We start from the raw sequence: 25,824 nt of genomic DNA on the forward strand, positions 1-25,824 counted from the left end.
TCGCGGCCGGTTCGACCCGTATGGACCGAGTCGCAGTCGTCGGCGCGTCGATGACCCAGTTCGGGCGGCGCGACGCGTGGATACGCGAACTGCTCGCGGAGGCGGGCGAGGCCTGCCTCGACGACGCCGGCGTCCCGCCGGACGCCGTCGACCACCTCTACGTGTCGAACATGGCCAGCGGCGAGTTCGAGGGCCAGACGGGCGTCCCGAACGCGCTGGCACACGACCTCTCGGCGGTGCCGGCGTACACCGCGCGCATCGACCAGACGTCCTCGTCCGGCGGCGCGGGCATCTACGCCGCGTGGCAGTCGGTCGCCTCCGGAGCGTCGGAGACGACGCTGCTCGTGGGCGGGGAGAAGATGACCCACCGGAGCACCGCCGAGGCGACGGACGTCATCGCCTCGCTCACGCACCCCTGCGAGTACAAACACGGCGTCACGCTCCCCTCGTTCGCGGGTCTCACCGCGCGCCTCTACCTCGACACGTACGACGCCCCGCGCGAGAGTCTCGGGAAGGTCGCGGTCAAGAACCACCGCAACGGCGTCGACAACCCCCACGCCCAGTTCCGCAAGGAGGTCACGCTGGAGGAGGTACTCGACTCGCCCGTCGTCGCGGACCCGCTCCGCCTGTACGACTTCTGTCCCATCACCGACGGCTCGGCGGCGCTCCTGTTCTGTCCCGAGTCGGTCGCGCGCGAGTACACGGACGAGTACGCGCTCGTCACCGGCATCGGCGGCGCGACGGACACCCACGTCGTCCACGAGCGCGCGGACCCGACGACGATGCGCGGCGTCGCGGAGTCGAGCGAGCAGGCGTACGAGATGGCGGACCGCACGCCCGAGGAGGTGGACGTGGCGGAACTCCACGACATGTTCACCATCCTGGAGTTCCTCCAGTTCGAGGACCTCGGGTTCGCCGAGAAGGGCGAGGGGTGGAAGGCCGTCGAAGAGGGCCGGACCGACCGCGACGGCGACCTCCCCATCAACACCTCCGGCGGTCTCAAGTCGAAGGGCCACCCGCTCGGCGCGAGCGGCGTCGCGCAGGCGTACGAGGTGTACGAGCAGGTGCTCGGCGACGCCGGGAAACGGCAGGTCGAGGCCGACGTCGGCCTCGCGTGCAACGTGGGCGGGTTCGGCAACTGCGTCACCACGACCATCCTGGAGGCGGGCGCGTGAGCGACTCGGACGCCGACGCGGCGGACGGGGACGGCGCGGACCGCGCCGCGGACGGAGGGCACGCCTTCGAGGCGGCCCGGTACCCCGACGGCTCCATCACCTACCCGCCCCACCCCGTCGGGCCGGGCGGCGAGGAACCCGTCGGGACGGTCGACCTGAGCGAGTACGCCGCCGAGGTCGTCACGTGGACCACGTCGACGGCGACGCCGCCGGGCGTGCGAGAGCCGAACTCGCTCGCCATCGTCGCGTTCGACGTGGACGGCGAACCGGTGCGCGCGCTCGGTCAACTCACGACCGACGACGTCGCCATCGGTGACGAAGTCAAGCCGGTGTACTGTGAGGAACTGCGCGACCCCGACGCCGGCATCCGCGAGCCGGAGAGTCAGGCGTGGGACGGGTTCCGGTTCCGGCCGGTCGAGTGACGGTCGGTCAGCATCCCTCCGCCATCGCCCGCCGCGTCGCCGCCGGGTTCAGCGTCGCCACGCGACAGTCGTCTCTGCGCTCGCATGTCGGGCAGTCGACGTACTCCACCTCCCGTTCGACGCCCCGCAGCAGCGAGACGAGCAGTTCCCCCTCCTCGGTCAGCCGGTAGCGCCGGCGCGGCGGGGAGGTGGGAGCGCACTCGGCGACGACCAACCCGCGACAGCGGAGGTCCTGGAGCCTGCGCGCGAGGCTCTTCTCGGGCGCGCCGCCGACCGCCTCGCGGATGGCGCCGAACCCCGCCGGTCCGTCGGCGAGCGCGCGGAGGACGTGGAACGCCCACTTCCCGGACAGCACGTCGTGGAGGTCGGCGAGCCGGACACGCCAGTCGTCCTCGGACGCCTCGGTCGTCATACCCGACCCGGAACACCGCCGCGGGAATAAACGCCCCGCCGACTGTCGGCCGCGACAGCGGCCGTCGAACCCGACAGTCGTCCGCCGACTCGAAGGCGACCCACCCCCTCGACCCGAGTGCATGTCCGACGACCAGACCTGCTCCTGTGGCATCGACCCGACGGATACCGTCGAACTCCCCGCGTACGTGCTCGCGGCACTCGCGTGCGGCCGTGACTGTGGATGTGCGACTCGTCGGTGTGACTGCGGGTACGAGCGCTCCGCGTGCTGTTAGGCCCGACGCCCGTCACTCACCGCGAGCGTCGTCGCGCGACCCGTCGTCCGTCCCGTCTCGAGCGTCGCCCACGGAACCGCCGTTCGCGTCGTCCGCGTCGTCTTCCGACTCCTCTCGTTCGTCCTTGCCGAGTTCGTGCCTGATGGAGCGGAGTTCCGCGTCCACGTCCACCTCGGGCGCGTCGTCGGCTTCCTCGTCCGCGTCGCTCTCCCGTCGTCCGCGGCGGTCACGTCGATGACGACGGCGTCGTCGTCCGAGCGGTCGGTTCGGCGCTCCCGGTCGCGCTCGCGGGCGACGGAGTCGCGCGACTCGGCGACGCGGCGTTCGAGTTCGGCGCTCAACTCGCGCGCCTCGGTGAGCAGGTCGCGCGACTCCTCGTCCGCGGGGAGGTCGGACTCCGAGAGCTCGGTCCGGAGGTCGGCGAGCACGTCCGTCAGGTCCGTCGCCGCGCGCGACCCGGCGTCCGAGAGGCCGCCGGCGAGTTCGTCCGCCAGTCGCGACCCGCCCGCCCGGTTCGACCGGCGCGAACTCACGCGACCGTCGGGGGCGCTCCCGCCGGCGAGTTGGAGGAACCGTCGGAACAGTTCGAGCGCCTCGATAGTCGCCTCCAGCGTGGCGATGACCGTCGGGATGGTGTAGTCGTTCGTGAACCGAAGCAGTTCGCCGGGGCTCGGCGGGCGCGGCGGACGCGGTGGGCGAGACAGGGTACCCGGTCCACGGCGGGGGGCGCGCCGCCGCGGACCGGGCCGGCGCCGTCGCTCGTCCCGCTCCCCCGCTCGCTCCGTCGCGGCGGTCGCGACCGTCGCGCGGGTCGCGGCGCAGTTCGCCGCGGAGTTCCTCGAGCGTCGACTGGAGGTCCGAGAGGAGCGCCTCCAGTTCCTCGTCGTCGGTGTCGCGTCGGCGGCTCATGCCCGGACGTTGGGAGCGACGCGCGAAAAACCTACCCGCGGGAGTCGTCCGTCACCTCAGTTCCCGACGGCGCGCCGGTACTGCACCGGCCACTCGACGTCCTCCCCCAGGTCCGCGGCGGCGTGGAGCGGCCAGTACGGCGAGCGGAGGAACTCCCGCGCCATCAGCACCGCGTCGGCGCGGCCGTTCGCGACGATGGCCTGCGCCTGCTGCGGTTCCGTGATTCCGCCGACGGCGCCGACTGCGATGTCGGCCCCCACCTCCTCGACGTGTCCCTTGATGGCTTCCGCGTAGGGAAGCTGGTAGTTCGGCCCGCCGTACGGGAGCCGCTGGTCGGGCGAGATGCCGCCGGAACTCACGTCGACGAGGTCCGCCCCCGCCTCCGCGAGCAGGGGGGCGAGCCGCGCGGACTGGTCGACGTCCCACGACGCGCGGTCGTCGAGCCAGTCGGTCGCGGAGACCCGGACGAACACCGGCCTGTCGTCGGGCCAGACGGAGCGCACGGTGCTCGTCACCTCGCGGAGCAGGCGCGTCCGGTTCTCGAAGCTCCCGCCGTACTCGTCCTCGCGGTCGTTCGCGACCGGCGAGAGGAACTCGTGGAGCAGGTAGCCGTGGGCGGCGTGGACCTCCGCCACCTCGAACCCGGCCGCGAGCGCGCGTTCCGCGGCGTCGGCGAAGTCGGCGACGACGTCCTTGACGCCGCCGAGCGAGAGCGCGCGGGTGGGCTGTTCGTCCCCGTCGCGCGGGTACGGTCGCTCGCTCGGCGCGACCACCTCCCAGCCACCCTCGCTCGGCGGGATGGGCTCGCTCCCCTCCCACGGCCGGGTGGTCGACGCCTTCCGGCCGGCGTGCGCGAGTTGAATCGCCGGGACGGACCCCTGCGAGCGGACGAAGTCGGCGACCGGCGCGAGCGCGTCCCCCTGCTCGTCCGTCCAGATGCCGAGGTCGTGGGGCGTGATGCGACCCTCCGGGCTGACCGCCGTCGCCTCGGCCATCACGAGACCGGCACCCCCGACCGCGCGCGACCCGAGGTGGACCAGGTGCCAGTCGGTCGCCGTGCCCTCGGGCGCGGAGTACTGACACATCGGCGAGACCATCACGCGGTTCGGTAGCTCCGTCCCGCGGAGCCTCAGCGGCGAGAACAACGTTTCGACCATGGGCGCGGTACGGCACCCCCGAGTAAATGACCGTTGTCGGGCGACGCGCTTGCCTGGTTCGCGGCCGAGTCGGGAGGACACCGTCCGAGTGCGCCGACGACGCGTCGAGGAGGCCTCATTTAGGCGGACCAAAAGGTATAAACGATTAGGTCGACCTAATCCAGTCGATGGCAGACACGCACGCCGCCGGGGAGGAGACGCCGCTCGTGTCCGCGCTCTGTACCTCCCCGGAGCGGACGGTGTTCACCGAAGACGGCAACGCGGACGGCTGGATATCGACCGACCACACCGTCTCGCTCGTCAGATAGGGTCGGGACCGACGCTCGTTCTCTCCGCCTCGCCGGATCGGTGGTCGACCGACTCTGGGTCGGGACCACGGTCGACCGGCGCCGACGGACGTTCGCTCGTCCGAGCGACGCGCTCGCGGCACAGAACGGACGACGGTGAGGCTTGGCTACGGGACCTGACGACGGAGAACGGGGGACTCGGACGCCGGAGCGGGCGGGACGCCTACCGCTCCATCGCGCCCTCGAAGACGAGGGTGTCGTCCTCGAGGTAGTGTTCGATGTGGTGGGCGTCCTCCTCGACGAGCACGAGGTTCTCGCGGAGTATCTCCTCCGAGGCCGGGTCGCCGAGACCGTTACAGAGTTCGACGTGCTCGCGCAGCGTCTCGATGATGTCGCCGTACATCTCCATGTCGTGCCGGAACGAGGTGCGGATGTCGTACACGTCCTCGTCCTCGGGTTCGACCGGCGACGCCTCCTGCAGGGCGACGGGGCTGGCGTGCGGGACGCCCCCGAGCGCCTGCACACGTTCGGCGAGGATGTCCGCGAACGTCTCGGCGTGTTCCGCCGCCTCGTCGAGGAACAGGTGGATGTCGCGGAACTCCGCACCCTCCACGTTCCAGTGGTGTTTCTTCAACTGGTGGTAGAGGACGTACGACGCCGCGAGGTCGGTGTTGAGCGCGTCGACGACCTGCTCGGCCCGGTCGGCCTCCATCCGGAGCGCCTGACTGCCCTCGACCTCACCGGCGTGCTTGCGTACTTCTTTCTGGGTGCTCATCGTGACTCGTAGTTGGCCGCCAACCGCCTTAAACCTAGATACTGAGCAAAAATCTTTTGCTATACGCCAACTGTCGTTGGCTACTTGCGCACCTATCGCTCGCGACGGGCGTCGAACCCGCTCGCCTCCGGGTACGAGTTGCACCTGCAAGGCAGTACCGGCCGCCGGTCGACCCGGGTCGAACTGCGAGAGATGGAAACGCTCTTGGAGGCGACACGCCGACTCACGGGTATGAGCGAGGACGACTCCGCCGAGGACGCCCCCGAGGAGGCGGGAGCCGACGGGGCCGACGACGAGGAGGTCGAGGACCACAGCAGCAGGCCGACGACGAGGAGGTCGAGGAGTCCGCCGACGCCGCCGACTCCGCCGAGAGCGACGAGGCGTCGACGGAGGAGAGACCGGACGGGGGCGAGACGGAGCAGGCGGACGAGGGTGAGAGTGGCGAGGAGAACCCGCCGACGAGGAGGCGAGCCGCGGCGGACCGGGAGGCGGAGGCCGAAGGGGACGAAGAGTCACCGGCGGACGAGGAAGGGGACCGGAGGAGTCGTCGCCCGAGGAACCGGACCGGGAGGACGAGGGGGACGAGGCAGAGTCCGCAGACGAGACGGACACAGGGGGAGACGGCGGACGCGAGGACCAAGGCCGAGGACGGTGAGGAGGCCGAGGACAACGAGACCGAAGATGGCGAGGACGTGCCGGCGGTGTCGGCCGAGGACCTCGACGCGCGCCTCGACGAGGCCGAGTCGGAGGTGGAGGCCGCGGAGACGGAGTCCGATCTCGACGCGGCCGAGGCGACGCTCGACGACGTCGAGTCGGACCTCGAAGCGGCCGACCTCCCGGAACCCGACGAGGACGACGAGGACGCCGAGGACCCTCGCGAGGAACTGGAGGCGCGCCTCTCGGACCTCCGCGACGCCGTCGAGGACCAGCGTGGCCCGTACGCCGACGAGGTCGTGAGCGACATCGAGGCGGCCCAGTCGACGCTTCGCGACACGCGCTGGACCGAGCAGGGGCTGACCGAACTCGCCGCGCCCGTCGAGTCGTTCCTCGAGGACGTGAACGAGACGCTCGGGACCGACCTCTCTCGCGACGGCGAGGACCCCGAGGGGCTGGCGGCCGACCTCGACCCCGCGGTCGAAGCCGTCGAGTCCGCGGACCTCGACCCCGACGAGGACGCCGACACCATCGAGGCGCTGTTGGAGGCGACGGACGCGCTCCGGGCCGGACTGGACGACGCGCAGGAGTGGGACGACCTGGAGACGCACGAGAAACTCCAGGCGCAGGGGTACTACGACGTGCTCGGCCACTACAAGGACTTCCCGCCCGAGTGGGCCGCGCTGAAGGAGTGGGAGAAGCGCGGCAACGTGGAGATGGTACTGCTCGCGCTCGACTCGCTCCAGTCGGAGTTCATGGAGCGACACGCGATGGAGGCGCTCGTGCGGATGAACGACCGGGCGGCGTTCGAGGCGATGCACCAGCGGGCACAGAAGCGCGACAAACCAGCCATCGAGGCGCTCGGGAAGATGGCCGCGGCCGACGCCGTCGAGACGCTCGTGGAGTACGTCGACGCCGACTCGGACCCGGCGCTCCAGAAGGTGACGTTCAAGGCGCTCGGCGAGATCGGCCACCCCGACGCGGTCCAGCCGCTGGCGAACAAGCTCGCCATGGAGAACGAGAACGTCCGCCCCGTCGCGGCACGCGCGCTCGGCCTCATCGGCGACACCCGCGCGGTGAACCCGCTCGCGGACGCACTCGCGGACGACGAGAGCGACAACGTCCGCGCCGCGGCGGCGTGGGCGCTGCGACAGATCGGCACCGAGGAGGCGCTCGAAGCCGCCGCCGCCCACGCCGACGACCGCGCGTTCATCGTCCAGGCGGAAGCCGAGAAGGCGGGCGCGGCGCTCCCGGCGGACGAGGACGGCGGTCCGGAAGCGACGGCGTGACGGCGAAGAAGTAGCCGTTCCGTCCCGAAGCGCAGCGGTCGTCAGTCGTCGACGCCCGCCACCACGCTCTCGCCGTCGTCGCCGATCTCGTCCAACACCCGCTCGTGGAACTCGCGGAGCGCGGCCGACTCGTCGTCCGCGAGCACCACGTCGCTCGCCGCGAGCGTCGCCAGCCCGAACGCCCGCGGGGAGGGCGACTCGACTTCCCGCTGGACCACGTCCACGTGGCCCGACCGGACCGCCGCGAGCACTTCCCGGACGCCGGCGAGGTTGAGTTTGTCCTCGACTATCTCGCGGTACGTCTCCTCCATCACGGCGAACGAGTCGCGCTCCTCGGCGAACGAGACGAGCATCTCGCTCGACACCTGCTGTTGGGCCGCGCTCTTCTCGTACCCTTTGTACCGCTTGAGTATCATCAGCGCCCGCGTCGCGTTGATGCGGAAGTAGCGCTTCAGGAGGTCCGTCCCGTCGAGCGCCGCGCGCAGGTCCGACCCCACCGTCCCGGGGTCGAGGTCGCGGAGCACGCCCGCCACGTCCACCTTCCGGTTCAGCGGCATCGAGACGGTGAACCCGTTGTCTGCGACGGCCACCTGCACGTTCGCGTTCGTCCGGTCGGAACAGCGGTGGGCGACGAGCCGCGACAGGCCGTCGTTGAACTGCCGGCCGTACCCCGAGTGGACGTAGTAGCGCCGGCGGTACGCTCCCCGGTCGCGCTCCTCCTCGACGACGATGCGCCCGGTCGTGGCGACCGAGTCGGGTCCCGCGTACCTGAGCTGTTCGTCGAACATGCGCGTGACGGCGCGGACGCTGTTCTCGTCCAGCGGGAACGTCCGGAGCCACTCGCGCGCCGCCGGTTGTCCGCCGCGTTCGAGTCGGTCGACGAGTTCGCCCTGAAACGCGAGCATCTCCCGGCCGAGGTCGTAGCTCAGCGGGAGGCGCTCGGAGAACCACGACGGCACCGTGGGGCGGGAACTGCTGCGGTCGACGTACACCTTCGACCCGCGGCGGTAGCGGAACTCGTACGTCTCGCCGCCCAACTGGAACACGTCGCCCGGTTCCAGCGTGTCGAGGTACGACTCGTCGAGTTGGCCCACCCACTCGTCGCTCCCGCGGACCGACACGTCGCAGGTGAACGAGTCGGGGATGGTGCCGAGGTTCTGCATGTAGATGACGCGCGCCAGCCGGCCACGCTTGCCGACGAGCGGTTCGCCGACGTCGAACTCCTCGTAGTGGTGCTCGCCGTCCGGCGGGTCGTTCGTGTCGCGCCACACCTTCGCGTACACGTTCTTCTCCTCCATCCCCGCGTAGTCGGCCGTGAGGTACCGCATGAGCGACTCCCAGTCGGCGTCCGGGTAGTCCCGGTACGGGTACGCCGACCGGAGCGTCGAGAGCACGTCGGCCTCGCGGCGCACGCCGTTGATGGCCATCCCGTACACCTGCTGGGCGGCCACGTCCTGCGCGTTCTCGGGGACGAACACGCGGTCGACGAACCCCTCCTCGGCCTTCCGCAGCATCACCGCGCACTCGACGAGTTCGTCCCGGTCGAGCGCGAGTACGCGCCCCTCGACCGTCTCGCCCAACCGGTGGCCCGCCCGGCCCACCCGCTGGAGCAGCGAGGCGACCGACTTGGGCGACCCCACCTGCACCACCAGGTCGATGTGCGGCATGTCGATGCCGAGTTCCAGCGACGTCGAGGTGGTGACCACGTCCACGTCGCCCGCCTTCAGCGCCTCCTCGACCCGCTCGCGCGTCTCCTTCGACATCGAGCCGTGGTGACAGCCGGAGTTGTCCTCGTCGTACGCGTCGAACGTCTCCCTGAGGGTGCCGAGCACCCGCTCGGCCCCCGACCGGGTGTTGGTGAACACGAGCGTGTTCTCGTGGCTCCGAACCAACTCGTGGAGGCGGTCGTAGAACCGGTCGGTCACGGCCTCGCGGGGCGTCCCGATGAGGTCGTCCGTCGGGCACTCCAGCCGCAGGTCGAACTCGCGGACGAACCGGGTGTCGACGATCTCGTACTCGCGCGTGACGTACTCGTCCTCGTCCCCTTCATCGTCGCCGGTCGTCTCCCGGCGCTCGCGGCCGACGAGGAACTCCGCCATCGTCGACAGCGGCTCCACGGTGGCCGAGCAGCCGATGCGGGTCGGCGACCCCTCACAGAGGCGTTCGAGACGTTCGAGCGAGACGGCGAGGTGGGTGCCGCGCTTGTTGCTCGCGAGGCTGTGAATCTCGTCGACGACCACGTACTCGACGCTCCGGAGTTTCTCCTTGAACTTCGGCGAGTTGAGCAGGATGGCGAGCGTCTCGGGCGTCGTGTTGAGGATGTGGGGCGTCGTCTCCAGCATCCGCTGGCGGTCGGCGTCGGCGGTGTCGCCGTGCCGGATGGCCTGCCGGAGTTCCGTCTCGTGGCCTCGTTCGGCCAACCGCTCGGAGACGCCCGCGAGCGGGTCCGCGAGGTTCCGCTCGATGTCGTTCGCGAGCGACTTCAGCGGCGAGACGTACAGGCAGTACACCGCGTTGTCCAGCCCCGCCTCCCGCTCTCGGCGGAACAGGTCGTTGATGATGGCGGTGAACGAGGCGAGCGTCTTGCCCGACCCCGTTGGGCTACAGACCAGACTGTTCGTTCCCTCGTCGATGAGCGGGATGGCCTCTCGCTGCGGCGGCGTGAAGAACCCCCCGTTTCCCGGGACGAACGCGCCGAAGCGGTCGACCCACCACTCCCGGACCGCGGGTTCCAGCCGGTCGAGCACGTCGGCGTCGGCGATGTCGACCGCCGCGGGGTCGAAGTCGTACTCGTCGGCCCGCGCGGCGAGCAACTCCCGACCGGTCATTGAACGCGACACGGGCCGTGCGGGTAAGTGGATTGCGCCCGCGCGGTGAAAGTGAATCCGGCCGACCGCCACGCCTATCGGCCGGCCGTGTGCGTCTCGATACATGCGCGTGACGTTCCTCGGAACCGGCGCGGCGATGCCGATCCCCGACCGGGTCCAGACCGGACTGCTGGTGGAGACGGCCGCGGGCGACGGCCGACCCCTCCTCGTCGACTGCGGTGCGGGCATCCTCCACCGAGTCTCCCAGACCGACCCCGGCTACGAGGCTGTCTCGTCGGTCCTGCTCACTCACCACCACCTCGACCACGTCTCGGACCTGCTCGCGCTCCTGAAGGCGCGCTGGCTCGCCGGCGAGGAGCACCTCGAAGTCGTCGGCCCGCCGGGGACGAAGGGCCTGCTCGACGGCCTGCTGGACGTGCACGACTACCTCGACGGCCGGGTCGACCTCAGGGTGCGGGAAGTCCACGACGGCGAGTCGTTCGACGTGGCCGGCCTCGACGTGACGGCGAGGGAGACCCGCCACTCGATGCAGTGTCTCGCCTACCGGTTCGCGGACCGCGGAGCGAGCGACGACGCGACCGAGGCGGACGGTTCGAGCGGCGAGTTCGTCTTCTCTGGCGACTCGGAGGCGTTCGCGGGACTGGCGTCGTTCGCGGACGGGGCACGCGTGCTCGCGCACGACTGCTCGTTCCCGGACGGAATCGACGTGGACAACCACCCGACGCCGAGCCAGTTGGGGGAGGCGCTCGCCGGGCACGACGTCGACCGGGTGTACCTGACGCACCTCTACCCGCACACCGAGGGGACACACGACGAGATGGTCGAGAGCGTCCGCGAGCGGTTCGACGGCGACGTGCGGATGGCGCGCGACGGTCTCCGGTTCTCGGTGTGAGCGGGTTCGACCGCGACGCGGTCGGCTTCCTCACGCTCGCGGCGCTGTGGGGCACCGCGTTCGTGGCGACGAAGGCGGCGCTCGCGGACTTCCCGCCACTCCTGCTCGCGGCCGTCCGGTTCGACGTGGCGGCCGCGCTCCTGTTCGGCGTCGTCCTCCTCACCGGCCGGCGCGTCCGCCCGCGCGGGCGCGGCGACGTCGCCCCCGTGGCGACCGGCGGCGTGTTCAACATGGGGCTCCACCACGCGCTGCTGTTCACGGGACAGGTGACGGTGACGAGCGCCGTCGCGGCCACGCTGCTCGGACTCATCCCCGTGCTCACCCCGATGGCGACGCGACTGGTCCGCCCCGACGAGCGACTCGACGCGGTGAGCGCGGTGGGCGTGCTCGTGGGGTTCGGCGGCGTCGCGCTCATCGCGGACCCCGACCCCCGTGCGCTCGCGGCGAACGCGGGCGCGCTGTTCGTCCTCGGTTCGGCCATCGCGTGGGTGGTCGGCGCGGTGACGACCCGCGAGGACGACGCCACTCTGGACCCGGTCGCGCTACAGGCGTGGATGGCCCTCGTCGGCGCGTTCGCGCTCCACGCCGCCGCGCTCCTGCTGGGTCAGGGCGTCGCGGACGCCACGGTGACGCCGGCGGGACTCGCGTGGCTGGGCTACCTCGCGGTGGTGCCCGGCGCGGGCGGGTTCCTGCTGTACTTCCGGCTGCTCGACCGCCTCGGTCCCATCCAGATTGGGCTGCTGGAGTACGTCATCCCGCCGTTCGCGGCGCTGTTCGGCTGGCTCGCGCTCCGCGAGACGCTCGCACCCGGCACCGTCGGCGGGTTCGCGTGCATCCTCGTCGCGTTCCTGCTCGTGAAGCGCCGCTCACTCCGGGCAGCGCTGTACCGACGAGTCGCGTAGACCGTCGCCGACGGTGCGGGTCGCGGCGGTAGCTGTCCCGTCGCCCGCGACCCCCGTCACGCGGCTACTCGACGCGCGTCCCCACGTCTTCCCCGGCGAGGAACCCCGCGAGCGCGTCCGGGCCGAACACGTTCGCGGGGGCGTCGAGCGCCAGCAGTTGGCGGACCTTCCCGGCCATCCCCCCGGTCACGTCCGTCGCGTCGCTCGCACCGAGCGCGTCGGCGGCGTCGTCGAACTCCCGAATCAGGGGGACGACCTCCCCGTCCGCGCCGAGGACGCCCGGGACGGTCGAACAGAGCCCCACCCGGTCGGCGTCGAGCGACGCCGCGAGGTGGACGACGAGTTCGTCGCCCGAGAGGACGGTCACGCCCTCGCCCGCGTGGGCGACGCCGTCGCCGTGGAGCACCGGGAGGAACCCCTCGCCGAGCATCGTCTCCACCTGCGCGGTCGGCAGCGAGAGCGTCCCCTCGGCGTCGCGCGCCGCCGCCGACAGCGGGTGGACCGGGAGCGCGGGGGCGTCGCGCTCGTGGAGCCGCGAGAGGACGAACCCGTTCAGCGTCTTCATCGCGCGGTGGACGTCCGTCACCGCGGCGGCGTCGTGCGTCCCCTCGCTCGTCGTGACGCCGTGCTCGCTGGCGTGGTGGTGGCCGAACGACCCGCCGCCGTGAACCAGAACGAGGTCCTCGACGCCCGCCCCGGCCACCGCGTCGGCCGCGGCGTCGAGCGCCGGGCCATCGAGCGTCTCCGGGCGGTCCTTCTCGGTGATGAGCGACCCGCCGAGTTTCAGTACCGTCACCATCTCAGGCCGCCTCCACCCGGACGCCCTCGGTGGCGAGTTCGGCCCGGAACGCCTCCTCACAGCCCGGAGTGAACGAGAGCGCCGTCCGCGACTCGGGCGTCGGGTCGAGCGCGACGATACAGCCGCCGCCGCCCGCGCCGGTCAGTTTCGCGCCGTACGCGCCGGCGTCGCGGGCGGCCCACACCATCGCGTCGAGCGAGCGCGCGGAGACGCCGAGCGCCGACAGCAGGCCGTGGTTGAAGTTCATCAGCCCGCCCAAGTCGTCCAGAAACGACTCGGTCGCCTCCTCGGCGTCCGCGAGCAGGTCCGTCCCCTGCCGAGCGACGTCGCCGACTGTGGCGACGGCGTCGGCGGCGAAGTCGTACCGGTCGCGGAGCGCGCGCACGCCGGACACCAGTTCGCCCGTGTCGCCCGCGCCGCCGTCGTAACCGACGACGAGCGGGAGCGTCGGGGCGTCGAGCGCCCGGCCCTCCTCGCCCTCGACCCGGACGGCCCCGCCCACCGCAGACGTGAACGTGTCCGCCCGCGACGCCTGCCCGTCCTGCACCTCGTGTTCCGCCCGGTACGCCCGGTCGGCGACCGTCCGCGCGTCGAGTTCGACCCCGAGCGCCCGCGTCGCCGCGTCGATGCTGGCGACGACGACGGCGGCCGACGAGCCGAGTCCCGCCCCGACCGGGATGTCCGACTCGACGGTGACGTCGAACCCCGCGTCGGGCGCGTCCGCCGCCTCGCGCGCCTGCGCGACCGCCGCGTCGATGTAGCCCGTCGCCGCCTCCACCAGCGGCGTCGGCACGTCCACGTCCGGCGGCTCGTCCGCCGACCCGTCCCACGTGACGGTGAACCCGTCTATCGAGAGGTCGGTCGCGTCCACCCGCACCCGGCCGTCGTCGCGGGGGTCGACGGTCACGCGCGCCCGCCGCTCGACGGCGCACAGCACGGCCGGTTCCCCGTAGACGACCGCGTGCTCGCCGAGGACGTACACCTTCCCCGGCGCGCTGCAAGTGGTCATACCCCTTACTCCGAGCGGGGGCTTACAGGCGTTCCGACTCGCCCCCCGAGGTGAACGGGGTCGGCCGCGTCCGGAGACCTCGTGAGTGGCCCGAGGGGACCACCGTCCGCTCCGTCCGGGCGGTCGACCCGGTGTCGGCGGCGGTAGTTTTATCATGAAAGATTCCTCCGACGTTACTGTGGTGTCGGGCCGACCGCCCCGAGGGGGCCGGCCGCTCACCACTCCCCATCGCGGGCGTCCGAGCGAGGAGAGAGGGACGCGGTGACGTGTCCGCGTCGCGCGGCCGCTCGGCGCTCGGTTCGAAACACCGCGCGACGCCGCGGGCGGCGAGGGACCGAATCCCAACCCAACGGACGCGTGCCTGACGTCCGACTCGTATTCCGGTCCCCGCCGTGCCGCGACGACCCCGGACGGGGTGCCTGCCCGTCCGCGGGGTTCTCCGGGGGTCTCCGGGCCGTTTCCGACGGAACGGCGGCACCGCTGGTGGTCGGGAGAGAAACGGAAAAACGTCTTCGGTTTTACAGTTCCTCTTCGAAGTCCTCGAGCGCGTAGCCGGGTTCGGCGCCGCGGCGGTCGAGCGTCTCGTTGGCGAGCAGCCAGTAGACGACCGACAGCGCGCGGCGACCCTTGTTGTTCGTCGGGATGACCAGGTCCACGTTCGACACCTGGTTGTTCGAGTCGCACATGGCGATGACCGGGATGCCGACCGTGATGGCCTCCTTGACCGCCTGCGCGTCCCCGATGGGGTCGGTGACGACCACGACGTCCGGTTCGATGTAGCCGGCGTACTCGGGGTTCGTCAGCGTTCCGGGAATGAACCGGCCGGTCCGGGCGCGCGCGCCGATGGCGTCGGCGAACTTCTCGGCCGGGAACCGGCCGTACTGCCGCGAGGAGGTGACGAGCACCTGCTCGGGGTCGTAGTCGGCGAGGAAGTTCGCCGCCGTCCGGATGCGGCCGTCCGTCTGGCTCACGTCGAGGACGTACAGGCCGTCGTCGCGGACGCGGTGGATGAACCGCTCCATGTCCTTCGTCTTCTGCTGGGTCCCGATGTGGACCCCGGCCGAGAGGTAGTCCTCGACCGGGATGAGGAGGTCCGCCTCGTCGTCCGGCATGACGTCCTCGTCGAAACGGGGCCCCTCCGCCGCCTCCTCGTCGACTTCGTCGACCGCCTCGGCGTCGGCGGCGTCGTCCGGGTCGACGGTGTCGTCGGCGTCGACGCCCGTCCCGGTCTCCGGTTCGGGGTCGACCCGCGTCTCGTCCTCGGCGGGTTGGGTCTCGGTCTCGTCGGCCTCGTCGACCTCCCCGGTCTCCTCGGCCGTCTCCGACTGCTGTTCCTCCTCGGTCTCGGGCGCGTCTTCGGCCGCTTCGGTCTCCTCGACCTCTTCGTCGGCCTGCGCCTCCTCGGTGTCGTTTTCGTTCTCGCTTTCGCTCATACGGCTTCCTCCTCGATGCGGATGAGTTCGTTCAGCTTGGCAGTTCGCTCGCCGCCCACGGTGCCCGTCTTGATGAACGGGGCCGCCGTGGCGACGGCGAGGTGTGCGATGGTCGTGTCCTCCGTCTCGCCCGACCGGTGCGAGACGACGGCGTCCATCCCGCTCCGGTGTGCGAGTTCGACCGCGTCGAACGCGTCCGTCAGCGTCCCGATCTGGTTCGGCTTGATGAGGATGCTGTTGGCCGCGCCCTCCTCGATGCCGCGCTCCAGTCGCTCGACGTTGGTGACGAACAGGTCGTCGCCGCAGACCAGCGTCCGGTCGCCCACGCGGTCGGTCAACTCCGCGAAGGAGTCGTACGCGTCCTCGTCGAACGGGTCCTCGACGTACGCGAGGTCGTACTCCGTCACGAGGTCCGCGACGTAGTCGACCTGCTCGTCGGGCGTGCGCGTCTCGTCGCCGTAGCGGTAGACGCCCTCGTCGGCGTCCCACAGTTCGGCGGCGGCCACGTCGAGGCCGAACCGGACCTCGAACCCCACTTCGTCCTCGACGCGGTCGGTGGCCGCCTCGACCACCTCGAACGCCTCGGCGTCGTCGATGGCGGGCGCCCACGCGCCCTCGTCGCCCTTCGCGGCCGCCACGCCCCGTTCGTCGAGGACGTCGCCGACCGCCGCGTGGACCGCGGCGTTCGCGAAGACGGCCTCGGAGACGCTCGGCGCGCCGACGGGGGCGGCGAGGAACTCCTGGATGTGGGTCGCCTCCTTCGCGTGCTCGCCGCCGCCGACGACGTTGCCGAGCGGCGTCGGGAACGAGTGGGTGGCGTCCCGGAACGTCCCGCCGAGGTGCTGGAACAGCGGCGCGCCGAGCACGTCCGCCCCGGCCTTCGAGGCGGCCATGCTGACGGCGACGGCGCTGTTCGCGCCGATCTCGGAGAAGTCGTCCGTGCCGTCGGCCGCGCGCAGGGCGGCGTCCACGTCGCGCTGGTTGCCGGCGTGGACCTCGCCGACCAGTCGGGGAACCGCGTGCTGGCGGGCGGCCGCGATGGCCTCCCGCGGCGGGAGTTCGATGGCCTCGTACTCGCCCGTGCTCGCCCCGGACGGAGCGGCCGCGCGGCCGAACCCGCCCGACTCGGTGAGTACGTCCGCCTCGACCGTCGGGTTCCCCCGCGAGTCGAGCACGCGCCGGAGCGACACCGAGGAGACGAGCGTCACTGCTCGCCCCCTCGGCCCCGGCGGACCGTGAACGGGAGGACACCGGCGTCGTACTCCTGGGCCGCGATGAGGATGGGTTCGGACTGGTCCGTCTCGACCAGCACCGGCGCTCCGTACGCGACCTGCAGGGCGCGCGCCCCGAGGATGCGTGCCTTCTCGTAGCGGTTGTACTGTTGGCTGCTCATTGGTAGGGGGAGACGACGTCGACGAGGTCGGTGTGACTCACCATCATCCGCCGACAGCAGTGGCGCTCGACCCCGAGTTCGTCGAGCACCGCCGCCGGGTCTTCGTCCCCCTCCTTCGCGCGGGCCTTGAACTCCTCCCAGTGTTCGCCGATGACCGTGCCGCAGGTGAAACAGCGGACGGGAATCATCATGCTGGAATCACCTCAGCGGTACGACTTCTGGTAGCGGGCGCGCGCGCCGGGCCCGCCCCACTTCTTCGGCTCGGACTGCCGCGAGTCGTTCACGAGCAGCGAGCGGTCGAACTCCATGAAGGCGTCGCGCAGTTCCGCGTCGTTGAGGTGTTGCACCAGCCCGCGGGCGATGGCCGTCCGCACCGCGTCGGCCTGCCCCGAGTAGCCGCCACCGTTGACGGTCACCTCGATGTCGACCTGCGAGCGGAGGTCCTCGCCGGCGATGCGGAACGGCTCCAGCATCTTCAGGCGGGCCTGCTCCGGCTCCGTCAACTCGACGGGCTGGGAGTCGATTCGCACACGGCCCTCGCCCTCGCGGACTGTCGCGCGGGCGACGGCCGTCTTCTTCTTTCCGGACGTGTTCGTTACCATGTGACGTTGGCTCCCAGGTCCTCGGAGATCTCGCCGAGGGTGGTGAACTTGATGTTCGACAGGCGGTCCAGCGATGTTCCCTCCACGACCTCGCCCTCCTCGTCGAAGGGCTCGCCCACGTAGACGCGGACGTTCTCGAACGCCTCGCGGCCGCGCGGCGTCTTGTACGGGAGCATCCCGCGGATGGACCGCTTGAAGATGCGGTCGGGTCGCTTCGGGTAGTACGGGCCGCGGTCGGAGCCGAGGTCCGCACGCGTGCGGTACTTCTCGGTCGTGGTCTCGGGGTTCCCGGTGATGACCGCCCGCTCGGCGTTCACCACGGCGACGCGCTCGCCGTCGAGCGCGCGCTGTGCCACCTCGGACGCGACGCGACCCATGATGCAGTCGCGGGCGTCCACGACCAGGTCGGCGTCGAACTCTGCGAGGCTCATTATCGTATCACCCGTACGTCGGACCCGTCGGGGTTGTTCGACAGCGCTTCCTCCAGCGTCACCGCTTCGCCGGCCTGGTCGATCTTCGTCTCGGCGGTGCCGGAGAAGTCGACGGCGGCGACGGTGACGTCCTTGCGGAGCACGCCCGAGCCGAGCACCTTGCCCGGCACGATGACGGTCTCGTCCTCGTTCGCGTATCGTTCGATGCGACCGAGGTTGACCTCGGCGTGCGTGCGCCGTGGCTTTTCGAGCCGGTCGGCGACGTCCAGCCAGACGGCGGCGTCGGACGAGCGCGCGACCGACTTCAGTTCGGCGATGAGGTTCTGAAGTCTCGGATTGGTCTTGCTACTACTCATAGGGTCCTCCTAGTGGAGTTGTGCGGCGACCGGAGAACGGAGCCATGCAGGGAGCAGGATTTGAACCTGCGGACTCCTGAGAGACAGCGCCCTGAACGCTGCGCCGTTGGCCAAACTTGGCTATCCCTGCGTGCACTCCTGCGTACCGCGGCCCACGGTATACGGCTTTCGGTCCGGTCCGATTCGGCGGCGTGAGCCGCCGCTCGTCGGGCCGTCGCGAGCGCCGTGGTGGGGTGGGTCGCGGACATCGTGTTCCGGTCAGACTGCGACTTTCGTTGCCAGTTCGTCCGCGCGGTCGCGCAGCGTGTCGACCGCCCGGAGCACCAGTTCGTCCACGCTCACCGACCCGTCCGTCTCCACGTGGAAGACGAACGCACCGGGGACGTCCTCGATTTCGAGTTCCTTGCCGGGGTAGCGGTTCGTGAGGTCCGCGCCGAACTCCTCCGTGTGGAGCAGTTCGCCGTCCTCGGTCTCGATGACCCCGCGGAGGACGTGCGGTTCCTCCTCGTCGAACTCGCCGCGGTCGCCGGCCACGCGCACCCGCTGGAGGTGCCGGTAGCCGACGGCCACGCCGCCCTGGTGTTTGGCGTGTTCCTTCCCGGTGTCGAGGACGGCGTCCGCCTCGAACTCGAGCCGCTGGCCGTCCTTGAGCTCGATTATCGGGACGTTCTCGTCGGCCGGCCGAACGCGGTCGTCGGAGGTCTGGATGTCCCCCGAGTACGCCGTCGCCGGCCCGCTCACGTCGAGCGCGAGGGTGACGGTGTCGCCCAGTTCGTAGTCGTCGAGCGGCGTCGTCAGCGGCACGAGGCCGAGCCTGAGCGCCACCATCTCGTCGAACATCACCGACGAGTTCTCCACGAACCGGACGCTGTCGATGGAGAGGGTGGGCACGTCCGCGACGATGGCCCGGCGGATGCCGTTCGCCATCGCCGGCGTCAGCCCGCGGACGAGGAACCGGGCGCCCCGGCCGTCGTCGTCGCGCGAAACCAACTCGACGTCGAAGTCGTCTGCCATGGTGTTACAGGCGGTTCTTCTTCGGCGCTCGGGTGCCGTCGTGCGGGACGGGCGTGACGTCCTCGATGCGACCGATTTCGAGCCCGGCGCGTGCGAGCGCCCGGATGGTCGCCTGTGCGCCCGGCCCGGGCGACTTCTGTGCGTTCCCGCCGGGGCCACGCACGCGGACGTGGACGCCCTCGATACCCTGCGCGAGCAGGTCCTCGGCGACGCCCTCGGCCATCTGCATCGCGGCGTACGGCGACGCCTCGTCGCGGTTCTGCTTCACGACCGAGCCACCGGAGGACTTCACGAGCGTCTCCGCGCCCGTGGCGTCCGTGACGGTGATGAGCGTGTTGTTGAACGATGCGAACACGTTGGCGATGGCCCACTTGCCGTCGCCCTGCGGCTGATTGTTGGACTCTGATTCGCTCATTGGTTACTGTCCCTCCGCGCGTTCGGGGTGGAGGTCGTCCGCGAGCGGCGACGCCTCGTCGAAGTCGACGCGGTCCTCCTCGACCGTCTCGACCTTGTAGGAGGGGCGCGTGACCCGCGCGTCGCCGACGACCACGTGGCCGTGGACGATGAACTGACGCGCCTGCTTCGGCGTGTTGCCGACGCCCTTCCGGTACGCGACGGTCTGGAGGCGGCGCTCCAGCACGTCGGTCACGTCGAGCGACAGCACGTCAGAGAGGCTGTCGTTCTCGCCGAGGATGCCGTACTTGCGGAGGCGCGCGACGAACGCCGACCCCGCCTCGTTGGCGGCGTCGAGGTCCCCCTGCGCGTCGCCGATGAGGCTCCGGGCCTCGCGGCGGTAGTCGCGCAGTTCCGACTGCGCGCGCCAGAGTTCCTCCTTGTTGGAGAGGCCGTAGCGACCGAGCAGGTCCGACTCCTGCGCGATGCGCTCACCCTGGTACGGGTGGTTCGGCGTCTCGTAGCTCTTGGTGGAGTTGCCGGTCGTCACAGCCCTTCATCCTCCTCGTCGGCCGCTTCGTCCTCCATCTCCTCGCGAATCTCCTCGACGTTGACCCCGATGGTGCCCTCCGTCCGACCGGTGGACTTGGTCCGCTGGCCGCGCACCTTCTGGCCCCGCTGGTGGCGGACGCCCTTGTAGGAGTCGATCATCTGCATCCGGTTGATGTCCTGACGACGCGTCTCCGCGAGGTCGGTCCCCACGACGTGGGTGGTCTCGCCGGTGAAGAAGTCGTTCTGGCGGTTGACCATCCACGGCGGAACGTGGTCTTCGAGGTTCTCGACGACGTCGACGACGCTCTCGATGTCGTCCTCGTCGAGGCGACCGAACGTCGCCGTTCGGTCAACCTCGGCCGCTTCCGTGACCAGTCGCGCCGTCCGCTGGCCGATTCCCTTCATGTCGGTGAGGCTGCGCTCGACGGTCTTCGTCCCGTCCAGGTCGGTCTGGCCGATACGGACGAAGTAGCGGAGGTCCTCCTCCTCGTCTGACGCGTCCTCTGGTTCTTCTGCACTCATGTCTTGTTGGGTTGTGACAGCGTTGCGGCGGGGATTCGAACCCCGGAGGCTTGCGCCACTGAGTTAGCAACCCAGCGCCTTGGGCCAGGCTTGGCTACCGCAACACCTGCGTTCTCGGGTATCGTCGCCCTCGTGGACTCGGGGCCGGCCGCCCCTGCAGTATCTCTGCGTTCGGACAATCTCGGGTTGCCTACTTAAGCATCACGAAGTGACCGAACCGAGAGGACGCGTGCCACGCGCCGGACGACGGACGCGGCTCCGGGTTCTCCGGCCGGGTCACTCCGGTCCGTCGTCCGCCCACTCCAGCGCCGCCCGCAGGTCGTGGTTCGGCGGCGAGCAGGCGAACCCCTCACAGACGTACGCCGTGGGCTCGCCGTCGCGCGCGCCTCGCCCCGCCCAGACCGGCGGTGGCTCGTCGAACCCGAGTCGGTCCAGCCAGTCGGCCAGTCCCTCCTCGGTCGCCGGTCGGGGGGCGACCACGGCGCCCGGCAGGTACTGTCCGGCGAGCGTCTCGCGCCACTCCTCGGGCACCTCCTCGGCCGCGAGCGTGAGTTCGAGCGGGCCGCGCGCGTGCCGCGCGGCCGCCGCCGCGAGCGTCACGTGTTCGAGCGGGCTCGCCTCCACCCGGGACCGGTGGGTCGCGAGCACGTCCGCGGCGGCGTCGCCGAACCGGTCGCCCGGGACGAACGAGTCCAGGTCGAGAAACAGCCCCGTCGCGACCCCGAGACTCGACGGCGTCGACTGGTCCGTCGGCTCCTGGGGCCGCGCGACCAGCCGCTCGCCGTCGGCGGGCGTCGCGTAGACGGTGCCGTCCTCGGCGTCGTAGAACTCGGTCAGAATCACCTCGGCGAGGTCCAGCGCGAACGCGAGGTGCTCGACGTCGCCGGTCGTTCCGTACAGGTCGAACGCGCCGCGCGCGAGGAACGCGTAGTCCTCCAGGTACCCCTCGCCGGCGACGTCGCCGTCCGACGCTCCGGTCTCGTCGCCGTCCCGCTCCGGGTCGGGGACGAACCGACGCGCGAGTCGGTCGCCGTCCCAGAGGTGCTCGCGGACGAACGACAGCGCCGCCTCGGCCCGTTCGGCCAGCACCGGGTCGAGCGTCCACGCGGCCGTCGCGTACGCCGATATCATCAGCCCGTTCCACCCCGGGAGCACCTTCTCGTCGCGGGGGGGGCGCTCGCGCCGCTCGCGCGCGTCGAACAGCACCAGCCGCGCCGCGAGCAGTCGCTCGCGGACCTCGCTCGCGTCCATCTCGTGCCGCTCGGCGAGGTCCGGCACCGTCCGGGCGGCCGTGAGCACCGTCGTCCCGCCCTCGAAGTTCCCCTCGGACTCGACGCCGTACCGCTCGCAGAACAGGTCCGCCGAGGTCTGGTCGTCCATCACCTCCGAGACTTGCTCGGGCGTCCAGACGTAGAAGCTCCCCTCGCCCTCCCCGGAGTCGGCGTCCAGCGTCGCGTAGAACCCGCCGTCGGGGTGGGAGAGTTCCCGCTCGGCGAACGCGAGCGTCTCCTGCGCGACGAGGGCGTAGCGCGGCCGGCCGGTGAGCCGGTAGGCGTCGAGGTAGAGCCGTGCGAGTTCTGCGTTGTCGTACAGCATCTTCTCGAAGTGGGGGACGACCCACTCGCGGTCGGTGCAGTAGCGGTGGAACCCGCCGCCGAGCTGGTCGTACAGTCCGCCGTCGGCCATCGCGTCGAGCGTCTCGACGGCCACCGTCAGCGGCTCCTCCCGGCCGGAGCGCTCGTAGGCGCGCATCAGCAGGTCGACTCGACCGGGGTGCGGGAACTTCGGTCCGGACCGCCCGAACCCGCCGTGCTCGCGGTCGGCGCTCCGGAGCGCGGCGGTCGTGGCGTCGTCGAGCACCGTCTCGTCGGGCGCCGTCCGGTCGCCGTCCGGTTGCGTCGGCGACGCCTCCACCTCGTCGCGGAGGGCGGCGGTCCACTGGTCCGCGCGCTCCTCCATGTCGGCGCGCTGGTCGGGGTCGGCCCACGAGTCGGCGATGTTCCGACATATCTGGAGGAAGCCGGGCGACCCCTGCCGCCCGTCGCGCGGGAAGTAGGTCCCGACGTAGAACGGCTCCCCCTCGGGCGTGAGCCAGACGGAGAGCGGCCAGCCGCCCCGCCCGCTCACCAGCTGACAGACCGTCTGGTAGACGCTGTCGAGGTCCGGGCGCTCCTCGCGGTCCACCTTGACGGGGACGAACGACTCGTTGAGCACCTCGGCCACCGCCTCGTCCTCGAACGACTCCTCTTCCATGACGTGACACCAGTGACACGCGGAGTAGCCGACCGAGAGGAAGATGGGGACGTCTCGCTCGCGCGCGGCCGCGAGCGCGTCGTCGTCCCACGGCTGCCAGTGGACGGGGTTGTCCGCGTGCTGGCGCAGGTACGCGCTGGCCTCCTCGTCCAGCCGGTTCCGCGCCGTCGGGTCGCTCATGCCCGAGGGGTCGGGGGGACGGGTGAAAAGGAGGGTGGCCGGGCGGGACGCGCGCGCCGGCCCGGTCGGCTGTGGATGCACGAACGTGTGCAGATAGTGAATCGAGTAGAGCAAGACTTACACTTCCGTGCGTACCGCGTCCGGGTATGACGGAGACGGTGCTTCTGGTCGGCGGCGGCGGGCGCGAACACGCCATCGCCCGCGCACTGGCGTCCGACGACGACTGCGCGCTGTACGCCTGCGCGAGCAACCGCAACCCCGGCATCGCGCGACTGGCCGAGGGGTTCGAGTCGGTCGGAGAGCGCGACGCGGCGGGCGTCAGCGAGTACGCCGAGTCGGTCGGCGCGGACCTCGCCGTCGTGGGTCCGGAGGCCGCGCTGGAGGCGGGAGTTGCGGACGCGCTCGACGAGGCGGGCGTCTACACGTTCGGGCCGCGAGCGGCGGACGCCCGTATCGAGACGGACAAGGCGTACCAGCGGCGCTTCATGGTGGAGAACGCCGTCCCCGGCTGTCCCGACTTTGAGACGTTCGACTCGGCCGGGGGCGCGGCGGAGTACGTCGAAGCCGTCGAGGGCGACGTGGCGGTCAAGCCCGTCGGACTCACCGGCGGGAAGGGCGTCCGGGTGACCGGCGACCAGGTGACTGCGGCGGAGGCGGCGTCGTACGTCCGCGAGAGCGACCACGAGCAGTGGGTCGTCGAGGAGCGACTCGTCGGCGAGGAGTTCACCGTGCAGGCGTTCGTCGCCGACGGCGAGGTCAGGACGACCCCGGCCGTCCAGGACCACAAGCGCGCGTACGAGGGCGACGAAGGGCCCAACACCGGCGGGATGGGAAGCTACTCCGACACCGAGGTGACACTCCCGTTCATGGATCGGAGTGACTACGACGACGCCGCCACCGTCCTGGAGGCCGTCGTGGACGCACTCCCCGACTACAAGGGCGTCCTCTACGGGCAGTTCATGCTGACCGCGGAGGGACCGAAGGTGGTCGAGTTCAACGCCCGGTTCGGCGACCCCGAGGCGATGAACGTCCTCCCGGTCATGGAGACGCCGTTCCTCGACGTGCTGACGGCCGCGCGCGACGGCGAGCCGCTGCCCGACCTCGACTTCTCCGGCGAGGCGACCGTCTGCAAGTACGCCGTGCCCGCGGGCTACCCGACGAACCCGGAGGCGGGCGCGCGCATCGAGGTGAACGTGGACGACGGCGGACACGGAGACGAGGCGCTCCTGTTCTACGCCAGCGTGGACGAGCGACCGGACGGCCTCTACACGACCACCTCCCGCTCGTTCGCCGTCGTCGGTCTCGGCGACTCCATCGCGGCCGCCGAGGAGCGCGCGGAGGCGGCGCTCTCGGGCGTCGACGAGGGGTTTCACGTCCGCCACGACATCGGGACCGCCGAACTGGTACAGGCGCGCGTCGACCACGTGGCCGACCTGCGCGGACGGTAGCCGCCCCGGACGGGCGGCATCCGGCCCCGAACGCACGAGATTGATAACCCGGGACGCCCACCGACGAGTGTGACCCGCGAGGACGCGGACGCCGGGACGGACGACGCGCCGGCGGCCGACGACGACGGCCCCCCGGCGCGGTACGACCGACTGGAGCGCCACCCGACGCCCGGCAGGGGGAACTCCTTGCGCTACTGGACCGACGCCAAGTCGCCCCTGACCGTGGCGCGCAACTACGCGGTCGTCTGGCTCTGCCGGGTCTCGCCCAGCCTCCGGCTGAAGAACCGGCTCCTCCGGGGACTGGGCGTCACCGTCGGGGAGGGGGTCTCGTGGGGTCTGGAGGCGACACCGGACGTGTTCTGGCCAGAGCGCATCACCCTCGGCGAGGACGCCATCGTCGGGTACGACTCGGTCATCCTCTGTCACGAGTTCCTGCAAGACGAGTACCGACTGGGCGACGTCCACGTCGGCGAGCGGGCGATGCTCGGCGCGAAGGTGACCGTCCTCCCGGGCGTCCACATCGGCGACGACGCGCAGGTGGCCGCGAACTCGCTCGTCGCCGACGACGTGCCCGCCGGCGCGACGGTCGCCGGCGTCCCGGCCGAACCGGTCGAGCGGGAGTAGCCGGGACTACGGCCGCACGCGGACGATGCCCTCGGTGAACGCCCGCCGGTTCGGGATGACGTACTCCTGGTCGTCCGTCTCGACGCGCGTGACGAACACGTCTACCTCCTGAACCACGCCCTCGGTCTCGCCGATGCGGACGCGGTCCCCGATGCCGTACGGCTGGTTGAGAAGCAGGTACAGCCCGGCGGCAGCGGACGCGAGCAGGTCCCGGAACGCGAGCGCCGAGAAGAGGACGAGCGCGAACGCGTACGCGCCGAGCAGGACGACCAGCGCGTCCGTGGCGACCTGGAGTTGCCCGAGTGCGACGAGCACGGCGATGTAGAAGACGCTCCACTTCGCGGCCAGCGGGAGCACGCTCACCTGCGGGAGTTTCACCCCCCGGAGGCGGTTGTCCACGAGTAACTCCACCTTGTCGGCGACGACGACGCCGACGATGAGCACCAGCACGGCCGTGAACAGCCGCGGGAGGAAGAGGACGACGCGGTTCCAGAACTGCGTGATGTACCCCACGTCGGCGATAGTGAGCGCGACGAGGACGGCGAGGATGAAGATGAAGTACCCCGAGATGCGGGCGATGATGGAGACGGTCGAGGTGCCGAGTTCGCGGGCGGTCCGCTCGAACGCGGTCCCCTCGATGGACCCCGGAACGCCGGCGCCCTCGAGGATGCGCCGGTTGACGGCGATGACGACGTAGCTGAGCAGCGCGCCGAGCGCGAGGACGGCCAGCGCGAGCCACAGGCGAGCGGGCACCGAATCGACGAACCCGCGGAGGGTGTCTATCGGGGACGGGTCCGCGGACTGGGCGAGCACGCGGCGGACGCCGGGTGCGTACATGC

General features: G+C 71.0%; 28 protein-coding genes and 2 tRNA genes. 8 read left to right on the forward strand and 22 right to left on the reverse strand.

Translation table 11 applies throughout. The features are described 5' to 3' along the window. Positions 1-20: 20 nt before the first annotated feature. Positions 21-1,175, forward strand: a complete 1,155-nt coding sequence (locus AC6RUA_RS02440; RefSeq protein ID WP_499814367.1) for a thiolase family protein — start codon at positions 21-23, stop codon at positions 1,173-1,175. Between the two features lie 95 nt (positions 1,176-1,270). Then, the gene (locus tag AC6RUA_RS02445) at positions 1,271-1,597 is read left to right on the forward strand and encodes a nucleic acid-binding protein (RefSeq protein ID WP_499815379.1); all 327 of its coding nucleotides are present in this window, start codon (positions 1,271-1,273) and stop codon (positions 1,595-1,597) included. A 7-nt stretch (positions 1,598-1,604) separates the two neighbouring features. Here the strand turns inward: AC6RUA_RS02445 and AC6RUA_RS02450 are convergent, their stop codons facing one another. The 3 genes from AC6RUA_RS02450 to AC6RUA_RS02460 form a co-directional block, all read right to left on the reverse strand. After that, positions 1,605-2,009, reverse strand: a complete 405-nt coding sequence (locus AC6RUA_RS02450; RefSeq protein WP_499814368.1) for a winged helix-turn-helix transcriptional regulator — start codon at positions 2,007-2,009, stop codon at positions 1,605-1,607. Between the two features lie 270 nt (positions 2,010-2,279). Beyond that, complete coding sequence (locus tag AC6RUA_RS02455) at positions 2,280-2,987, reverse strand: DUF7547 family protein (RefSeq protein WP_499815380.1); 708 nt, start codon at positions 2,985-2,987, stop codon at positions 2,280-2,282. A 261-nt stretch (positions 2,988-3,248) separates the two neighbouring features. Continuing rightward, positions 3,249-4,349 (reverse strand): NADH:flavin oxidoreductase/NADH oxidase, encoded by a 1,101-nt coding sequence (locus tag AC6RUA_RS02460; RefSeq protein ID WP_499814369.1) that lies wholly within the window; start codon positions 4,347-4,349, stop codon positions 3,249-3,251. A gap of 167 nt (positions 4,350-4,516) precedes the next feature. On the opposite strand from AC6RUA_RS02460, the gene AC6RUA_RS02465 reads away from it, so the two are divergent. Further along, positions 4,517-4,657: a hypothetical protein gene (locus AC6RUA_RS02465; protein ID WP_499814370.1), complete on the forward strand. Its 141-nt coding sequence runs from the start codon at positions 4,517-4,519 to the stop codon at positions 4,655-4,657. 202 nt (positions 4,658-4,859) lie between these two features. Here the strand turns inward: AC6RUA_RS02465 and dpsA are convergent, their stop codons facing one another. Continuing rightward, complete coding sequence (gene dpsA / locus AC6RUA_RS02470; RefSeq protein ID WP_499814371.1) at positions 4,860-5,411, reverse strand: DNA starvation/stationary phase protection protein DpsA; 552 nt, start codon at positions 5,409-5,411, stop codon at positions 4,860-4,862. 692 nt (positions 5,412-6,103) lie between these two features. Here dpsA and AC6RUA_RS02475 point away from each other — a divergent pair. Continuing rightward, positions 6,104-7,354 (forward strand): HEAT repeat domain-containing protein, encoded by a 1,251-nt coding sequence (locus AC6RUA_RS02475; protein WP_499815381.1) that lies wholly within the window; start codon positions 6,104-6,106, stop codon positions 7,352-7,354. Positions 7,355-7,395: 41 nt separating this feature from the next. On the opposite strand, the gene AC6RUA_RS02480 is transcribed toward AC6RUA_RS02475, so the two are convergent. Further along, the gene (locus AC6RUA_RS02480) at positions 7,396-10,182 is read right to left on the reverse strand and encodes an ATP-dependent helicase (RefSeq protein WP_499814372.1); all 2,787 of its coding nucleotides are present in this window, start codon (positions 10,180-10,182) and stop codon (positions 7,396-7,398) included. A gap of 103 nt (positions 10,183-10,285) precedes the next feature. Here AC6RUA_RS02480 and AC6RUA_RS02485 point away from each other — a divergent pair, with 103 nt between their 5' ends. Continuing rightward, entirely contained in the window at positions 10,286-11,074 is a 789-nt protein-coding gene (locus AC6RUA_RS02485; RefSeq protein WP_499814373.1) for an MBL fold metallo-hydrolase, read from the forward strand. Beyond that, positions 11,071-11,976 carry a DMT family transporter gene (locus tag AC6RUA_RS02490; protein WP_499814374.1) on the forward strand — a complete coding sequence of 302 codons (906 nt, stop codon included), beginning with the start codon at positions 11,071-11,073 and terminating at the stop codon, positions 11,974-11,976. The genes AC6RUA_RS02485 and AC6RUA_RS02490 overlap by 4 nt, the downstream gene beginning before the upstream one ends. A 64-nt stretch (positions 11,977-12,040) precedes the next feature. Here AC6RUA_RS02490 and AC6RUA_RS02495 read toward each other — a convergent pair whose 3' ends face one another. The 16 genes from AC6RUA_RS02495 to AC6RUA_RS02570 form a co-directional block, all read right to left on the reverse strand. Next, positions 12,041-12,775: an isopentenyl phosphate kinase gene (locus tag AC6RUA_RS02495; RefSeq protein ID WP_499814375.1), complete on the reverse strand. Its 735-nt coding sequence runs from the start codon at positions 12,773-12,775 to the stop codon at positions 12,041-12,043. A gap of 1 nt (position 12,776) precedes the next feature. Then, positions 12,777-13,784 carry a mevalonate kinase gene (mvk, locus tag AC6RUA_RS02500; protein WP_499814376.1) on the reverse strand — a complete coding sequence of 336 codons (1,008 nt, stop codon included), beginning with the start codon at positions 13,782-13,784 and terminating at the stop codon, positions 12,777-12,779. Between the two features lie 518 nt (positions 13,785-14,302). After that, positions 14,303-15,217 (reverse strand): 30S ribosomal protein S2, encoded by a 915-nt coding sequence (rpsB, locus tag AC6RUA_RS02505; RefSeq protein WP_499814377.1) that lies wholly within the window; start codon positions 15,215-15,217, stop codon positions 14,303-14,305. Beyond that, entirely contained in the window at positions 15,214-16,425 is a 1,212-nt protein-coding gene (gene eno, locus AC6RUA_RS02510; protein WP_499814378.1) for a phosphopyruvate hydratase, read from the reverse strand. Before eno ends, rpsB begins: the two co-directional genes overlap by 4 nt. Then, positions 16,422-16,610 carry a DNA-directed RNA polymerase subunit K gene (locus AC6RUA_RS02515; protein WP_499814379.1) on the reverse strand — a complete coding sequence of 63 codons (189 nt, stop codon included), beginning with the start codon at positions 16,608-16,610 and terminating at the stop codon, positions 16,422-16,424. The genes eno and AC6RUA_RS02515 overlap by 4 nt, the downstream gene beginning before the upstream one ends. Continuing rightward, positions 16,607-16,801, reverse strand: coding sequence for a DNA-directed RNA polymerase subunit N (locus tag AC6RUA_RS02520; protein ID WP_499814380.1), 195 nt, complete (start codon positions 16,799-16,801; stop codon positions 16,607-16,609). The genes AC6RUA_RS02515 and AC6RUA_RS02520 overlap by 4 nt, the downstream gene beginning before the upstream one ends. A gap of 12 nt (positions 16,802-16,813) precedes the next feature. Continuing rightward, on the reverse strand, positions 16,814-17,212 hold the full coding sequence (locus AC6RUA_RS02525) for a 30S ribosomal protein S9 (protein WP_499814381.1): 399 nt from the start codon (positions 17,210-17,212) through the stop codon (positions 16,814-16,816). Further along, positions 17,206-17,643 (reverse strand): 50S ribosomal protein L13, encoded by a 438-nt coding sequence (locus AC6RUA_RS02530; protein WP_499814382.1) that lies wholly within the window; start codon positions 17,641-17,643, stop codon positions 17,206-17,208. The genes AC6RUA_RS02525 and AC6RUA_RS02530 overlap by 7 nt, the downstream gene beginning before the upstream one ends. Next, positions 17,643-17,999, reverse strand: coding sequence for a 50S ribosomal protein L18e (locus AC6RUA_RS02535; RefSeq protein WP_499814383.1), 357 nt, complete (start codon positions 17,997-17,999; stop codon positions 17,643-17,645). The genes AC6RUA_RS02530 and AC6RUA_RS02535 overlap by 1 nt, the downstream gene beginning before the upstream one ends. A gap of 45 nt (positions 18,000-18,044) precedes the next feature. Then, positions 18,045-18,129, reverse strand: a tRNA-Leu gene (locus AC6RUA_RS02540). A gap of 128 nt (positions 18,130-18,257) precedes the next feature. Then, positions 18,258-19,013, reverse strand: a complete 756-nt coding sequence (locus tag AC6RUA_RS02545) for a DNA-directed RNA polymerase subunit D (RefSeq protein ID WP_499814384.1) — start codon at positions 19,011-19,013, stop codon at positions 18,258-18,260. A gap of 4 nt (positions 19,014-19,017) precedes the next feature. Beyond that, positions 19,018-19,428: a 30S ribosomal protein S11 gene (locus AC6RUA_RS02550; RefSeq protein ID WP_499814385.1), complete on the reverse strand. Its 411-nt coding sequence runs from the start codon at positions 19,426-19,428 to the stop codon at positions 19,018-19,020. Positions 19,429-19,431: 3 nt separating this feature from the next. Continuing rightward, entirely contained in the window at positions 19,432-19,956 is a 525-nt protein-coding gene (locus AC6RUA_RS02555; protein ID WP_499814386.1) for a 30S ribosomal protein S4, read from the reverse strand. After that, positions 19,953-20,480, reverse strand: a complete 528-nt coding sequence (locus AC6RUA_RS02560) for a 30S ribosomal protein S13 (RefSeq protein ID WP_499814387.1) — start codon at positions 20,478-20,480, stop codon at positions 19,953-19,955. Before AC6RUA_RS02560 ends, AC6RUA_RS02555 begins: the two co-directional genes overlap by 4 nt. A gap of 20 nt (positions 20,481-20,500) precedes the next feature. After that, positions 20,501-20,584, reverse strand: a tRNA-Ser gene (locus AC6RUA_RS02565). A 172-nt stretch (positions 20,585-20,756) separates the two neighbouring features. Further along, positions 20,757-22,913, reverse strand: coding sequence for a thioredoxin domain-containing protein (locus AC6RUA_RS02570; RefSeq protein ID WP_499814388.1), 2,157 nt, complete (start codon positions 22,911-22,913; stop codon positions 20,757-20,759). A 146-nt stretch (positions 22,914-23,059) separates the two neighbouring features. On the opposite strand from AC6RUA_RS02570, the gene purD reads away from it, so the two are divergent. Continuing rightward, positions 23,060-24,361 carry a phosphoribosylamine--glycine ligase gene (gene purD, locus AC6RUA_RS02575; protein WP_499814389.1) on the forward strand — a complete coding sequence of 434 codons (1,302 nt, stop codon included), beginning with the start codon at positions 23,060-23,062 and terminating at the stop codon, positions 24,359-24,361. 69 nt (positions 24,362-24,430) lie between these two features. Beyond that, positions 24,431-24,985, forward strand: coding sequence for an acyltransferase (locus AC6RUA_RS02580; protein WP_499814390.1), 555 nt, complete (start codon positions 24,431-24,433; stop codon positions 24,983-24,985). A gap of 6 nt (positions 24,986-24,991) precedes the next feature. On the opposite strand, the gene AC6RUA_RS02585 is transcribed toward AC6RUA_RS02580, so the two are convergent. Then, a complete protein-coding gene (locus tag AC6RUA_RS02585) occupies positions 24,992-25,822 on the reverse strand; it encodes a mechanosensitive ion channel family protein (protein WP_499814391.1) in 831 nt (276 codons plus the stop codon). Positions 25,823-25,824: the final 2 nt, after the last annotated feature.

This window comes from Halorarum sp. SLYT50, assembly GCF_059821265.1.

Coding starts and splice junctions, on each gene's coding strand:
- AC6RUA_RS02440 (WP_499814367.1), top strand. CDS start 21: ATGGACCGAGTCGCAGTCGTCGGCGCGTCGATGACCCAGTTCGGGCGG.
- AC6RUA_RS02450 (WP_499814368.1), bottom strand. CDS start 2,009: ATGACGACCGAGGCGTCCGAGGACGACTGGCGTGTCCGGCTCGCCGAC.
- AC6RUA_RS02460 (WP_499814369.1), bottom strand. CDS start 4,349: ATGGTCGAAACGTTGTTCTCGCCGCTGAGGCTCCGCGGGACGGAGCTA.
- AC6RUA_RS02465 (WP_499814370.1), top strand. CDS start 4,517: ATGGCAGACACGCACGCCGCCGGGGAGGAGACGCCGCTCGTGTCCGCG.
- dpsA (WP_499814371.1), bottom strand. CDS start 5,411: ATGAGCACCCAGAAAGAAGTACGCAAGCACGCCGGTGAGGTCGAGGGC.
- AC6RUA_RS02480 (WP_499814372.1), bottom strand. CDS start 10,182: ATGACCGGTCGGGAGTTGCTCGCCGCGCGGGCCGACGAGTACGACTTC.
- AC6RUA_RS02485 (WP_499814373.1), top strand. CDS start 10,286: ATGCGCGTGACGTTCCTCGGAACCGGCGCGGCGATGCCGATCCCCGAC.
- AC6RUA_RS02495 (WP_499814375.1), bottom strand. CDS start 12,775: ATGGTGACGGTACTGAAACTCGGCGGGTCGCTCATCACCGAGAAGGAC.
- mvk (WP_499814376.1), bottom strand. CDS start 13,784: ATGACCACTTGCAGCGCGCCGGGGAAGGTGTACGTCCTCGGCGAGCAC.
- rpsB (WP_499814377.1), bottom strand. CDS start 15,217: ATGAGCGAAAGCGAGAACGAAAACGACACCGAGGAGGCGCAGGCCGAC.
- AC6RUA_RS02515 (WP_499814379.1), bottom strand. CDS start 16,610: ATGAGCAGCCAACAGTACAACCGCTACGAGAAGGCACGCATCCTCGGG.
- AC6RUA_RS02520 (WP_499814380.1), bottom strand. CDS start 16,801: ATGATGATTCCCGTCCGCTGTTTCACCTGCGGCACGGTCATCGGCGAA.
- AC6RUA_RS02525 (WP_499814381.1), bottom strand. CDS start 17,212: ATGGTAACGAACACGTCCGGAAAGAAGAAGACGGCCGTCGCCCGCGCG.
- AC6RUA_RS02530 (WP_499814382.1), bottom strand. CDS start 17,643: ATGAGCCTCGCAGAGTTCGACGCCGACCTGGTCGTGGACGCCCGCGAC.
- AC6RUA_RS02535 (WP_499814383.1), bottom strand. CDS start 17,999: ATGAGTAGTAGCAAGACCAATCCGAGACTTCAGAACCTCATCGCCGAA.
- AC6RUA_RS02545 (WP_499814384.1), bottom strand. CDS start 19,013: ATGGCAGACGACTTCGACGTCGAGTTGGTTTCGCGCGACGACGACGGC.
- AC6RUA_RS02550 (WP_499814385.1), bottom strand. CDS start 19,428: ATGAGCGAATCAGAGTCCAACAATCAGCCGCAGGGCGACGGCAAGTGG.
- AC6RUA_RS02560 (WP_499814387.1), bottom strand. CDS start 20,480: ATGAGTGCAGAAGAACCAGAGGACGCGTCAGACGAGGAGGAGGACCTC.
- AC6RUA_RS02570 (WP_499814388.1), bottom strand. CDS start 22,913: ATGAGCGACCCGACGGCGCGGAACCGGCTGGACGAGGAGGCCAGCGCG.
- purD (WP_499814389.1), top strand. CDS start 23,060: ATGACGGAGACGGTGCTTCTGGTCGGCGGCGGCGGGCGCGAACACGCC.
- AC6RUA_RS02585 (WP_499814391.1), bottom strand. CDS start 25,822: ATGTACGCACCCGGCGTCCGCCGCGTGCTCGCCCAGTCCGCGGACCCG.